Origin of the sequence: Aurantibacter crassamenti, assembly GCF_016811105.1 — a bacterium.
In the GTDB taxonomy this organism is placed as follows: domain Bacteria; phylum Bacteroidota; class Bacteroidia; order Flavobacteriales; family Flavobacteriaceae; genus Aurantibacter_A; species Aurantibacter_A crassamenti.
Genome location: NZ_JAFBGM010000001.1, coordinates 2,613,624 through 2,626,566 on the forward strand (window position 1 = coordinate 2,613,624; position 12,943 = coordinate 2,626,566).

Genomic DNA, 12,943 nt, shown 5'->3' on the forward strand with positions numbered 1-12,943 from the left:
TCAATTTATATGAAAAGAATGCATCATTTAAGGGTGATAGTATTACCGCTGTTTTTGGCAATATCTTTTATTGCAACTGCCCAAAATATTACGATTACCGGTACGGTTAAAGATAGCCTTGGTTCTGCATTGGAAATGGCTAATGTTGTTGCAGTAAATTCGGTGACTAAAGGTCTAGATGGGTTTGGCATAACAAATCAAAATGGGCAATTCAAGATTAATGTAAAAGAGAATACCACCTATAATTTAAAGTTTAGTTATTTGGGATTTCATCCGAAGGAACTGGTATTAGAAGTGAAAGAGGCTGATTTAGAAAGAGATGTTGTTCTATTTGAGCAAACTGAAAATTTAGATGAGGTTGAAGTTGTTTACGAAATGCCGGTTACTATCAAGGGAGATACGATTGTTTACGACACAGATGCCTTTTCTACCGGTACAGAAAAAAAACTAGAAGATGTTCTAAAGAATTTACCAGGTGTAGAAATTAATGATGATGGAGAGATAGAAGTAGAAGGTAAAACGGTTTCTAAGGTTATGGTAAATGGAAAGGATTTTTTCGATGGCGATTCCAAACTTGCTGCAAAAAACATTCCTGCCAATGCTCTAGATAAAGTTGAGGTGTTGCGTAATTTTAATGATGTATCGCAACTTAAGGGAGTAACTAATAATCAAGATAACGTAGCATTAAACATTAAATTAAAAGAAGGAAAAGAACGGTTTTGGTTTGGAGAAATCACTGGAGGTTTGGGATTAGATGACCGATATTTAGCACACCCTAAACTCTTTTATTATAGCCCAAAATATAGTATTAATATTCTTACCGATTTTAATAATATTGGAGAGTTGCCATTCACTTCTCGCGATTATCGAAATTTTACAGGTGGTTTTAGAAGTAGAACAGGAAATACCGGCACTAATTTTTCTGTTGGCGATGGCGGTTTAGGTTTGTCACAATTACAAAACAACAAGGCAAAAGAAATTAGATCTAAGTTCGGAGCAGTAAGTTTCAGTTATGCACCAAGCACTTCTTTAGATTTAAGTGGTTTTGCAATTTATTCATATAATAATACTGCATTAGAAACTTTGACCAGCAGAACTTTTATCAGTACAAATCAAAATGAAGTTACGACAACAGACACCGAGCAAACATCAAGTTTAGGATTGTTAAAGCTTAGTGCAGGGTATAATCCTAATGACAAGCTACACACGGAGTATGATGTTTTGGCCAAGTTTTCTGATGAAGATGAGGAGGTTAATACCTTATCAGAAGCAGATGTTACCGATCAAATATTTCAGAATAAAAAACAAACTCCATCTAGTGTAAAGCAGAATGCAAATTTGTACTATACTGTAGATGATAAAAATATACTAGCCTTAGAAGCTGAATATTTACATCAAAATGAAGATCCATTTTATAACGCTATACGAGACATTCAGCCATTTACAAGTGCGCTACCTCTAGATACATCTGTAGCAGATTTTAATATTAATCAAGACCGAAAAATAAAGACTAATAAACTGGTATTAAAAGGCGATTATTATTACATAACCGGTCCTAAGAGTAATCTCAATTTTACATTGGGTACAATTAATAGTAGTCAGCAATTTAATTCATCCATTTTTCAAATTCTGGATGATAATTCAGAATTAGCATTTTCAGAAACCGATTTAACCAACGACGTAGATTATACATTTTCAGATATTTATGCCGGATTGCATTATAAATTAATTGCGGGTAAGTTTACTATAAATCCAGGTATTTTGGCTCATAGTTATAAAGCTACCAATACCCAATTAGGAACTTCTATTTCCGATAATTTAGTAAATGTTGTACCCGATTTATTTGTGAATTATCAATTTAAACAATCTGAGAGTTTGCGATTTAATTACAATGTAACACGGCAATTTTCTGATATAGATAAATTTGCTAGCGCATATATTTTTAATAATTACAACTCTTTATATCAAGGAAATAGGGATTTAGAAAGTGCTCTTTTTCATAATTTATCTTTAAATTTTAATAGTTTTAATATGTTTAGTTTGCAAAATATTTTTGCGAATATCACCTACAATAAACGTGTTGATGCCTTCAAAAATAATAGTTCGATTACTGGAATTAATCAAGTGGGAAGTACTATTAATTCGAACCTTGAGGATGAAGTGTTAAGTGGTAGTGGTAATTTTCAACGAACGTTTGGAAGAGTTAAAGTAAGTACTAGAGCAGCCTTATCATATTCTAAATTGAATAATATAGTAAATGGAGATCCTAGAGTTTCAGAATCTTTTACTCAAAATTATAGAGCGTCTTTAGCCAGTAGTTTTAAAAATGCACCAAATTTAGAGTTAGGTTATAAGTATGCCATAAACAATTATGATAATGGGGGAGTGGCATCTACATTTTATACCAATACACCTTATGCAGAGTTTGATGCTGCTTTCTTAAAGAGTTTTATATTTTTGGCAGACTTTAATTATTATCACTATCATGATAAGGCTGATACAGTTAATAATGAATATGCATTTTTGAATTCTAGTTTAACGTATCAAAAAAAAGATAGCAAATGGGAGTATGCCATTGAGGTTACAAATCTTTTAAATAATAGTGAACTTAACCAAGATAGTTTTAACGATTTATTTTTTAGCACATCTAGTTATGTTGTGCAACCAAGGTATGTTATGTTGAAAGTTAAATACAACCTATAGATTTATATATTCTTTTTCTATAGCAGAATATATTTTGTAATTTTTCAATATGAAATTTTATCAAAGTGAATTTAAACTACCAGCATATAATCGTGGTTTTCATTTAATAACTCAGCTTGTTTTAAAAGAGCTACCCGAATTACAGCATATTAATTCAGGAATGTTCCAAGTCTTTATAAAACATACTTCCGCAAGTTTAACGATTAATGAAAATGCAGATTCTACGGTTCGCAAAGATTTTGAAAGCCATATGAATGTTATGGTTCCTGAAAACGCACCATATTATTTACATAATTACGAAGGTTCTGATGATATGCCAGCGCATATAAAGTCATCTTTAATGGGTGCTTCTGTTCAAATACCGATTACCAATGGTAAATTAAATTTGGGTATTTGGCAGGGTATTTATTTGTGTGAACATCGCGATTATGCATCTGGTCGTAATATTATTATATCGGCTTTTGGAGTTTGAATTCGGAATTAATAACTTAAAGGAAATTTTAAATTATAACTCATGACAACAGAAGAATCCATATTAAATAAAGTTCAAATATTAATTACCAACCATTTTGATACGCCTGAAGCAGCATTTAGTTTTTTTGATGATGATAGTGATGGAAAATTGAAAAAGAGTGAAATCGTTAAGTTATTGAAGGAAGCTGAGATAAGCGGTTTTATTAGAGGATTGGTAGGCTCAAAGTTAATTGAGGGTTACGACAAAAGTGGAGATGAATTAATTGATTGGCAAGAGTTTAAAGCCGCAGTTGATAAAATAAAAACAGCGTAACACCTATTATTAAAAACAAAAAACCATCCGTTATTGGCGGATGGTTTTTTTAAAGTGAGATAATTTGTATTTATTTTACTTTGTCCACAACTGCCTTAAAGGCTTCTGGGTGATTCATTGCTAAATCGGCAAGAACTTTTCTGTTCAATTCAATTCCGTTAGCTTTTACTTTTCCCATAAATTGTGAATACGACAGTCCGTGTAATCTAGCACCCGCATTAATACGAGTAATCCATAAAGCACGGAAAGTACGTTTTTTATTTCTTCTGTCACGGTAAGCATAAAGCATTGCTTTTTCTACCGCATTTTTAGCTACCGTCCAAACGTTTTTACGTCTTCCGAAATAACCTTTAGCTTGCTTCATCACCTTTTTTCTTCTGGCTCTAGAAGCTACTGTATTTACTGATCTTGGCATAATTTTTAATTTTTTGTAGCAGGCGGTCGATTAACGACTCTTTCAATTTGCCCAACTCCAGGGTTTATATTTAATTACCGATTTTGAATAATTACTTTAAACGTAATTGTTCTTTAATACTGTTAACATCTGCATCGTGTACAAGACCCGAATGTGTTAACGCAAGCTTACGTTTTTTAGATTTTTTTGTCAAAATGTGACTCTTAAAAGCGTGCTTTCTTTTGATTTTACCAGAACCAGTAAGCTTAAAACGCTTTTTGGCACTAGATTTTGTTTTCTGTTTAGGCATTTTCTCCTATTTAATTATTAATCTCACTTTTCATGCTAAACGCTGCTCACAAAAGTAAGCAGCGCTTAGTATATTGTTTGACGAATTTTGTTCGTCTTATTTTTTAGTTTTAGGTGCAATGAACATTGTCATTCTTTTACCTTCTAACTTCGGCATTTGTTCTACTTTACCCAGCTCTTCTAATTCTGAAGCTAAGCGTAACAACAATATTTCACCTTGGTCTTTATAAACTATTGATCGTCCTTTGAAAAACACATATGCTTTTAATTTAGCACCATCTTTTAAGAACTTCTCAGCATGTTTCTTTTTAAACTCGTAATCGTGGTCATCAGTATTCGGACCAAACCGAATTTCTTTAACCACTACTTTACTAGCTTTGGCCTTCATGACCTTTTCGCGTTTTTTCTGTTCGTATAGAAATTTTTTGTAATCTATAATTTTACAAACAGGTGGATTCGCTTTTGGCGAAATTTCCACTAAGTCCAATTCCATTTCAATTGAAAGGTCAAGGGCTTTGCGAATAGGGTAAACACCTACTTCTATATTATCACCAACCAAGCGAACTTCTGGTGCTAATATTTTCTCATTAATATTATGCGGGTTTTTGTTTTCCCGCCTAGGTTGGGGCCTAAATCTCCTACGTATTGCTATGACTTATACATTTTAGTTAAACTTAATTTAAAACGACTTTAAGGTACTATTTATTTCGCTAGTTACCAAGTCCTCAAAATCGCTAAGTGTTATCGAGCCTAAATCTTCACCTCCGTGTTTTCGCACAGAAATTGTGTTTTCAGCCTCTTCATTCTCCCCTACGATTAGCATAAACGGAACCTTTTGCATTTCGGCTTCCCGAATTTTTTTGCCAACAGTCTCGTTTCTACTATCAATGAGTGCGCGAATTTCGCTTTTTTCTAAGGATTTTAAAACTTTTTCGGCATATATTTCATGTTTCTCACTTACAGGAAGAACAATTGCTTGTTCTGGAATTAACCATAAAGGAAAATTACCACCTGTATGCTCTAACAATAATGCAATAAAACGTTCCATACTTCCAAAGGGTGCACGGTGTATCATAACAGGTCTATGTGACTCATTATCACTGCCTTTATATGTTAAATCAAAGCGTTCAGGTAGGTTATAATCTACTTGAATTGTACCCAATTGCCATTGGCGGCCTAGTGCATCATTGACCATAAAATCTAATTTTGGGCCATAGAATGCAGCTTCACCTGATTCAATAATAAAATCTAATCCTTTTTCTTTAGCAGCATTAATGATGGCATTCTCTGCTTTTTCCCAGTTTTCAACTGATCCAATGTATTTTTCAGGGGTATTTAAGTCTCTAACTGATACCTGTGCCGTAAAGTTTTCAAACCCTAATGAACCCAATACATAAAGTGATAGGTCAATAACATTTTTAAACTCTTGGTCTAATTGATCAGCAGTACAAAAAATGTGAGCATCATCCTGTGTAAAACCACGTACTCTTGTCAAACCGTGTAATTCGCCACTTTGCTCATATCTGTAAACGGTACCAAATTCAGCAAATCGTTTGGGTAGATCTTTATAAGAATGAGGCTTAAAATTATATACCTCGCAGTGGTGCGGGCAGTTCATGGGTTTTAACAAAAACTCCTCATCCATTTTTGGAGTTTTGATAGGTTGAAAGCTATCTGCACCATATTTCTCATAATGACCAGAAGTCACATACAATTCTTTTTGCCCAATATGGGGGGTAACCACCATTTCATAACCTGCCTTTTTCTGCGCTTTTTTCAAAAAGTTTTCAAGTCGCTCACGTAGCGCTGCACCTTTAGGTAGCCATAATGGAAGTCCTTGACCTACTTTCTGAGAAAAGGTAAAAAGTTCAAGTTCTTTACCTAATTTTCTATGATCTCGTTTTTTAGCTTCCTCTAATAGGTGAAGGTATTCAGTAAGTTCTTTTTGCTTCGGAAACGAAATACCATAAACACGAGTTAATTGTTTTTCGTTTTCATCGCCCTTGTAATAAGCACCAGCAACACTTAATATTTTTACAGCTTTTACAATTCCGGTATTGGGAATATGACCACCACGGCATAAATCAGTAAAAGTACTATGGTCGCAAAATGTTATGGTTCCATCTTCGAGATTGCTAATTAAATCAACCTTGTACTCGTTTTTACCAGTATAATACGATATTGCTTCTTGTTTGCTCACTTCACGTAACTTGAAGTCGTGCTTTTCACGAGCAATTTGAAGCATTTTGTCTTCTACAGTCTTAAAATCTTTTTCAGAAAGCGTTTCGTTACCAAGATCAACATCATAATAAAAGCCATTTTCAATAGCCGGACCAACCCATAATTTTACATTTGGGTAAAGCTCTTCTAATGCTTGAGCTAAAATATGTGCAGATGAATGCCAAAACGCTTTTTTGCCTTCTTTGTCATTCCAAGTATAAAGTACAAGTGAACCATCTTTTTCTAATGGCGTAGTTGATTCAACAATAGTATCGTTAAACTTAGCCGAAATCACGTTTCTAGCTAATCCTTCACTGATACTTCTAGCGATATCGAAAGGAGTTGCACCACTTTCGTACTCTTTAATACTTCCGTCTGGTAATGTAATTTTAATCATGCTAATTTTCTCAAAATAAGATGGCAAAGATAATGAACTAAGACCTACTATTTTAGTTTTAATACGCTAGTTTTTTCTTTGAATAAACTTGAATAATACATAGATACACACCGTTGTTTCATTACAAAGGGATGCAAAATTTCAGCAACTCATATTATCTGTTGATAAGGCTTATTAAAAATCATAACAATAAATACTTTTTAGGTTATTGAGTTTTCATGTATATTCACTGCGTTATATGTACATTACTCCATTACTGTTGATTTAATATTTATATATGAGGATTACTATTAGTCTAACCTTGGTAGTTTTATTGTTGTTTTCATGCAAGGATAAAACCACAGAGACACCATCCAAGCAAGAAAAAATAATACCAGCTACATATTTACCTTTTCAGAAAATCAGTTTAGATAATTTGTCTGAGTTCAAAGATGTTACCGGCAATTGGACGATTGCCCAAAGTGCCTATGTTGATAGAAATCAAGAGCAAACGCTTTCATCAACTGAGGGTATTGGCATTCTGGTAAATAACCCAGCTGAAGGAAAGATGGGAAATTTGTTTTCAAAATTTGAGCATGGTGACATTGAATTAGAGTTAGATGTAATGATGCCCAAAAATTCAAATTCGGGTATCTATTTTCAAGGTAGATACGAAATACAATTGTTTGATAGTTGGGGTGAAAAAGAACCAACATATGGCGATATGGGTGGAATTTACGAAGGGGATGATAAAGGAGATGTTGAAGGGTTTGTAGGAGTTGCACCCAAAAGCAATGTGGCCAAATCGCCAGGTCTTTGGCAGCATTTTAAAATAATTTTTCACGCGCCTAAGTTTGATGATTCGGGTAAGAAAATTAAGAATGCTGAGTTTGAAGAAGTATGGCTAAATGGAGTACTTATTCACGAAAATGTTGAGGTAACTGGCCCTACACGAGCGGCAGCTTTTGAAGATGAACAAGAAAAAGGACCTCTTATGATACAGGGTGATCACGGTCCGGTAGCATTAAAAAACATTCGCTATAAGTTTTACAAAGATCAGAAGGTTTCATTTGCAAATCTAAAAATGGCAGAGTACGAAAGTATGGGGCAATTGATGCCAAATTTTGATAGTTTAACGCCAATACGAGAAAAACCGACAGATTCTATATCATCAAGAATGGTAGATGGTAAACGAGCTGAAAGGATTCTTAGATATACAGGTGATTTACAAATACCCGAAGAAGGAGAATATCTTTTTGATTTTAAAGTAAATGAAGCAGGTGGGCAATTAGTAATCGATCATGATACACTGGTAAATTTTAATGGTAATTATTATTTAGATTCATTAGGTGTAGCTACCGTTAAATTGAAAAAGGGAACTGTGCCATTTACACTTATTTATAATCGGCATAATCAATGGGTGCTAGGTTTTAGTTTAGAAGTGGAAGGACCATCAGTTCAAAAGCATGCACTAAATGCTCCAAAATCTCTAGATCTCTCTAGTAATAAGCCAGCCGTAAATATTATGGTTGATGTAGAAGATGAGCCCGTAACTCAGCGTAGTTTTTTAATGCACAATGGTGTAAAACGAACGCATTGTATTTCTGTTGGCACACCTGAGGGTATTAACTATGCTTATGATTTGGCTTATGGTTCATTACTAAAAGTGTGGCGTGGTGATTTTATTGATACGAGTCCGATGTGGCATAGTAGAGGTTCAGAACAACTGGCACTACCAGTTGGTTTCACAGTTTCATTTAAGGGTACACCAGAGTTTGCTATACTTGAAAATGAAAGTTCACCTTGGCCTACAGAAATAACAGAAGCTTCAAATCGAAAGCAGCTAGGTTATGAGTTTGATACAAACAGAATACCAGTGTTTTCTTCGCAGCTAGGGGCAAGTGTTATTTATGATAAAATGACTCCTTCAAAGTCTCAAAATTCATTACAAAGAATTATTTCGGTTAAGGGAGATGCAGAGGTTTGGCATAAGGTTGCGTCTGGTGAATCAATTGAAAAACTAGCTGACGGCACTTTTATAGTGAATGATGAAAGTTTCTTTATAGATTTTTCAAGTGCAAATAAACTGATGCCTATTGTTCGTGCAGGTGATGGACAAGATGAACTGTTGGTGAAAATTCCGACTGGCGAACAGAAAATTGAATATAGTATCATTTGGTAAATATATGGGCATGCAAACTATAAGTAAAGTAGTTCTATTTTTTGTCTTTTTTGGTGCATTGCATTTGAGTAGTGCTCAAGAACAATCGGCAATGGCTAAAAAAGAGTCTAAATTTTATAAGATTGTTGATGTACCAATCCCTGATGATATTAAACTAGAAGTAGGTGGTTTAGTATTGACAGATGAAGATAAATTGGGTGTCTCAACTAGAAGAGGTGAGGTCTGGTTAATTGATAAACCTTACAGTCAAAATCCGAAGTATGTGCGATATGCTCAAGGTCTTCATGAAGCCCTAGGTTTAAATTATAAGGATGGAAGTTTCTATCTGTCTCAACGTGGTGAATTGACTCGCTTAACTGATACAGACGGTGATGATAGAGCAGACATTTATAAAACAATTTATTCTTGGCCACTTTCGGGTAATTATCATGATTATTCATATGGACCTAAGTTCTTAGACAATGGTGATATGTTGGTTACATTGAATCTGTCATGGATTGGTCACGGAGCAAGTTTAGCAAAATGGCGAGGTTGGATGCTACAAATCACTCCAGAAGGAGAAATGACACCTTTTGCTACAGGATTGCGTTCGCCATCAGGTTTTGAAATTAATGCTGACGGTGATATTTTCTACACTGAAAATCAAGGTGATTGGGTTGGGTCTGGTAGAATGACTCATTTAGAAAAAGGAGATTTTGCTGGTAACCCCGAAGGTTTGGTTTGGTCTGGAGAAGAAAATTCCCCTCTAAAGCTAAAGATGGATGACATTGAAAAAGAATCAGGTCTCAGTCTTTATGAGTACGCAAAAAAAGTACCAGAAATGAAAGCTCCAGCTGTATGGTTTCCTCATACCATTCAAGGTATTTCAACTTCAGATATTTTGTATGATACCACTGGCGGTAAATTCGGACCTTTTGAAGGTCAAATGTTAGTAGGGGATCAGGGGCATAGCAAGATTATGCGTGTTTACATGGAAAAGGTAAATGGTGTTTATCAAGGAGCTTCATTTAATTTTGTGGAAGGTTTTTCTTCCGGAATTCTTCGGATGATTTGGGGTAGTGATCAAAGCATGTTTGTAGGTATGACCAGTAGGGGTTGGAGTTCAACAGGAAGAGGTGAATATGGTTTGCAACGTTTGATTTGGAATGGTAAAATGCCATTTGAAATTAAAACTATGAAAGCAAAAGCTGATGGTTTTGAACTTGAATTTACAAAGCCAATTGACAAAACAATTGCAGCGAAGCCCGAAACGTATGAGTTAACAAGTTTCACCTATAAATACCATTACAAATACGGTAGCCCGATTGTAAATCAACAACACGCGGTGGTGAAAAATGCTGAAGTTTCAGACGATGGATTAACAGTGAAGCTAAAAGTAGACGGAATGCGACTTGGTTTTATTCATCAACTTAAAATTCCTGCTTTAAAAGCAACATCAGGAGAAAATTTACTTCATAATACTGGTTTCTACACCTTAAATGAAGTGCCAGGCGGAGAATTGAAATCGCCACCAACAGAAGTAATGGTGCAATCTTCAAACGGAGTTATACAAGAAAAAAGAGTTAATATAATGCCATTAACTTGGACCAGCGGTGCCGATAAAAAAATAGCGATTAGTACAAAACCAGGTCTTAAATATGATATTGAAGAATTAGAGCTGAATGCTAGAGAAAAAGTAGAAATTACTTTCAATAATAATGATGACATGATGCATAATTTGGTTGTCACCCAAAAAGACGAAGCTATTGATGAAGTAGCTAGACTGGCCTTGCAATTAGGCCTTGATGGTGCAGATATGAATTATGTTCCTGATTCTGATTTAGTTATTGCTCATAGTGGCATTTTAGAGCCAGGTACATCTGAAAAAATATTTTTTGAAGTGCCAAGAACGCCTGGCCAATATTGGATTGTTTGTACTTTTCCGGGTCACGCTACTTCAATGCGTATTAAGGTGACCGTGAAATAAACGCTAATTGCCATATTTCGTTTAAATGCAAACCAAAAAAGAATACCAGAAAGAGGAAATTCTTAATACTATTTCTCATGCAATAGGCTTCATTTTAGCAATTATAGGTCTGTTATTGTTGGTGCAGAAAAATTCATATAAATCTGAATTTGCAACCATAAGTATTTTAGTTTATTGTGGTACATTGATTTCTATGTTTGCAGTATCAACGCTATACCACAATTCAAAAATTGTTGCTGTTCGTAACAAACTACGCATCTTAGATCATATCAACATTTACTTTTTAATTGCTGGCACATACACGCCAGTAGCATTAATTACATTAGTGCATGGTAATGGCTGGACAATTTTTTATACCGTATGGATAATTGCGATTTTCGGAACTTTTTTCAAATTGTTTTATACAGGCAAACTTGAATTTTTTTCCTTGCTATTGTATGCAGTAATGGGTTGGTTAATTGTACTCGATTATGATAATTTAATTAATTCAATTCCAGACTTGGGTTTTCAATTATTAGTACTTGGTGGTGTTTTTTACACGGTAGGTATTGTATTTTATGCCATGAGGCGAATACCTTATAATCATTTTATCTGGCATTTGTTTGTGCTTGGTGGAGCCATAAGCCACTGGTTAATGATTTATTTGACTGTGGTATGAGATTAATTTGAGTAGACCTTCTTATTATTTTTATAATAATGGATTCAATTCTGTGGTTCGTCAAGTCTATTTAAATATAGAATTTTACTACTAAGTTCCATTCGGTCAATACCTTTGACTTCTATAAGTACTTCATAATATTTAGGAATAGTATGAAACTTCAAACGCAATTCATTTTCTATTGCTGACACTAATTTTTCATCCGTAAAATTTTTAAGACTTTGTGTTGCACCCGTATCCCAAATACCAGAGAATTGATAAATAGAATTGTTGTTGGGGCCAGGGTATTTGGTAATTATTCCATAATCTGTGTGATATGAGTCAGCAATGCCCGTTGGTTTATAGGTTATCAGTTCATCAGTAGCATCCTCTTTAAAAAGAAAAGCGTCTTCAATTGTATCATATTCAAATTTCGAATTTTTGTGAAAAGCACGAAAAACACCAAGTGTTTTATGCATTCCAACAACAATAATATCATATTCTTGTAATTGCTTTGGGTTGAATCGAGACATCGTACGAATAGTAAAGTCGCGATTAATTGAATAGAAAATTTGAGAAAGATCCTTTATCCAAAGCGCACTTCCTAAAATAAGATGTGTGTAACTTAATGGTTCAATTTCTACATTTGAATCAACATTATTTATCTTATAGTCAGAAAACTCTTGGCTAGAATTGACTTCAACTTCTCTTATGGTACGTGATTGTTCTGTAATCTTGTTAAACTCACTAAAGATAAATAAGTCACCGAGAATTAATGTCTTAGGAAGATTGCTTTTAATCAAATCAGCCCAAAGCTCATTTTTTGTAACGAAAGCTTTTTTATAGTTTGGCGTACGCAATAAGCTATAAAGAGTTAACGAAAATAATAATATACCTAAAATTAAAATAACCCAGTTTTTGTTGAATGAATTCTTGGATGATGTTGTGCTTAGTTTGCTTTCAACAATTTCAATGCCATAACTACCTTTCGGAATAATTATTCGCTTTTTGTTGTGTATTCCTTCATTTAGATAATATGTATTTAGTTTTTTTCTGAGGTTATATACATACACTCTAATAAGTGTGCTTTGTGAGGGGTCGAAGTTCTTTTTACCAAAAATTTCAGACGCAATAGTTGTTTCTTTTGGAATGTCATTGGCTATGGTACATTTAACCAAATACCTCAAAAGATTGGCGTAGGTTGTTGAATTACCAAAAGATTTACTTTTAATAATCTCTTCTATAAGAGTGTTTTCTTCACTTAAATGCATGGAAAATTGAAACTGTTTTTAAATATACATATAATTTATTAACAGTTAATGAAACTGTTTTTTAACGTATTAACTGTTAAAGAATCATTGTATATTTA

11 protein-coding genes are annotated in these 12,943 nt (G+C 34.0%); 6 read left to right on the forward strand and 5 right to left on the reverse strand.

The genetic code is table 11. The features are described 5' to 3' along the window. Nucleotides 1–9 precede the first annotated feature (9 nt). The 3 genes from JQC67_RS10825 to JQC67_RS10835 are packed head-to-tail and all read left to right on the forward strand — an operon-like array spanning nt 10 to nt 3,490. Complete coding sequence (locus JQC67_RS10825; protein ID WP_203252825.1) at nt 10–2,703, forward strand: carboxypeptidase-like regulatory domain-containing protein; 2,694 nt, start codon at nt 10–12, stop codon at nt 2,701–2,703. A 49-nt stretch (nt 2,704–2,752) separates the two neighbouring features. Next, nucleotides 2,753–3,175, forward strand: a complete 423-nt coding sequence (locus tag JQC67_RS10830) for a secondary thiamine-phosphate synthase enzyme YjbQ (RefSeq protein WP_203252826.1) — start codon at nt 2,753–2,755, stop codon at nt 3,173–3,175. Between the two features lie 42 nt (nt 3,176–3,217). Next, the gene (locus JQC67_RS10835; RefSeq protein ID WP_203252827.1) at nt 3,218–3,490 is read left to right on the forward strand and encodes an EF-hand domain-containing protein; all 273 of its coding nucleotides are present in this window, start codon (nt 3,218–3,220) and stop codon (nt 3,488–3,490) included. A gap of 70 nt (nt 3,491–3,560) precedes the next feature. Here JQC67_RS10835 and rplT read toward each other — a convergent pair whose 3' ends face one another. From rplT to thrS, 4 genes are all read right to left on the reverse strand, one after another. Further along, nucleotides 3,561–3,905 (reverse strand): 50S ribosomal protein L20, encoded by a 345-nt coding sequence (gene rplT, locus JQC67_RS10840; protein WP_203252828.1) that lies wholly within the window; start codon nt 3,903–3,905, stop codon nt 3,561–3,563. Between the two features lie 91 nt (nt 3,906–3,996). Beyond that, nucleotides 3,997–4,194 (reverse strand): 50S ribosomal protein L35, encoded by a 198-nt coding sequence (rpmI, locus tag JQC67_RS10845; protein ID WP_203252829.1) that lies wholly within the window; start codon nt 4,192–4,194, stop codon nt 3,997–3,999. 96 nt (nt 4,195–4,290) lie between these two features. Then, nucleotides 4,291–4,785 (reverse strand): translation initiation factor IF-3, encoded by a 495-nt coding sequence (gene infC, locus JQC67_RS10850; RefSeq protein ID WP_203253248.1) that lies wholly within the window; start codon nt 4,783–4,785, stop codon nt 4,291–4,293. Between the two features lie 87 nt (nt 4,786–4,872). Beyond that, a complete protein-coding gene (thrS, locus tag JQC67_RS10855) occupies nt 4,873–6,810 on the reverse strand; it encodes a threonine--tRNA ligase (protein WP_203252830.1) in 1,938 nt (645 codons plus the stop codon). A 277-nt stretch (nt 6,811–7,087) separates the two neighbouring features. Here thrS and JQC67_RS10860 point away from each other — a divergent pair, with 277 nt between their 5' ends. From JQC67_RS10860 to trhA, 3 genes are read left to right on the forward strand one after another with little or no spacing between them, the layout of a single operon-like run. After that, complete coding sequence (locus JQC67_RS10860) at nt 7,088–8,971, forward strand: family 16 glycoside hydrolase (RefSeq protein ID WP_203252831.1); 1,884 nt, start codon at nt 7,088–7,090, stop codon at nt 8,969–8,971. A gap of 10 nt (nt 8,972–8,981) precedes the next feature. Next, the gene (locus JQC67_RS10865; RefSeq protein WP_238934590.1) at nt 8,982–10,937 is read left to right on the forward strand and encodes a sulfocyanin-like copper-binding protein; all 1,956 of its coding nucleotides are present in this window, start codon (nt 8,982–8,984) and stop codon (nt 10,935–10,937) included. A gap of 25 nt (nt 10,938–10,962) precedes the next feature. Further along, nucleotides 10,963–11,595, forward strand: coding sequence for a PAQR family membrane homeostasis protein TrhA (trhA, locus tag JQC67_RS10870; RefSeq protein ID WP_203252832.1), 633 nt, complete (start codon nt 10,963–10,965; stop codon nt 11,593–11,595). A gap of 44 nt (nt 11,596–11,639) precedes the next feature. Here the strand turns inward: trhA and JQC67_RS10875 are convergent, their stop codons facing one another. Then, on the reverse strand, nt 11,640–12,845 hold the full coding sequence (locus tag JQC67_RS10875) for a hypothetical protein (RefSeq protein ID WP_203252833.1): 1,206 nt from the start codon (nt 12,843–12,845) through the stop codon (nt 11,640–11,642). Nucleotides 12,846–12,943: the final 98 nt, after the last annotated feature.

Bases quoted from the DNA above. Each gene is read 5' to 3' on its own strand.
- JQC67_RS10825 (WP_203252825.1), top strand. From the start codon at position 10: ATGAAAAGAATGCATCATTTAAGGGTGATAGTATTACCGCTGTTTTTG.
- JQC67_RS10830 (WP_203252826.1), top strand. From the start codon at position 2,753: ATGAAATTTTATCAAAGTGAATTTAAACTACCAGCATATAATCGTGGT.
- JQC67_RS10835 (WP_203252827.1), top strand. From the start codon at position 3,218: ATGACAACAGAAGAATCCATATTAAATAAAGTTCAAATATTAATTACC.
- rplT (WP_203252828.1), bottom strand. From the start codon at position 3,905: ATGCCAAGATCAGTAAATACAGTAGCTTCTAGAGCCAGAAGAAAAAAG.
- rpmI (WP_203252829.1), bottom strand. From the start codon at position 4,194: ATGCCTAAACAGAAAACAAAATCTAGTGCCAAAAAGCGTTTTAAGCTT.
- thrS (WP_203252830.1), bottom strand. From the start codon at position 6,810: ATGATTAAAATTACATTACCAGACGGAAGTATTAAAGAGTACGAAAGT.
- JQC67_RS10860 (WP_203252831.1), top strand. From the start codon at position 7,088: ATGAGGATTACTATTAGTCTAACCTTGGTAGTTTTATTGTTGTTTTCA.
- JQC67_RS10865 (WP_238934590.1), top strand. From the start codon at position 8,982: ATGCAAACTATAAGTAAAGTAGTTCTATTTTTTGTCTTTTTTGGTGCA.
- trhA (WP_203252832.1), top strand. From the start codon at position 10,963: ATGCAAACCAAAAAAGAATACCAGAAAGAGGAAATTCTTAATACTATT.
- JQC67_RS10875 (WP_203252833.1), bottom strand. From the start codon at position 12,845: ATGCATTTAAGTGAAGAAAACACTCTTATAGAAGAGATTATTAAAAGT.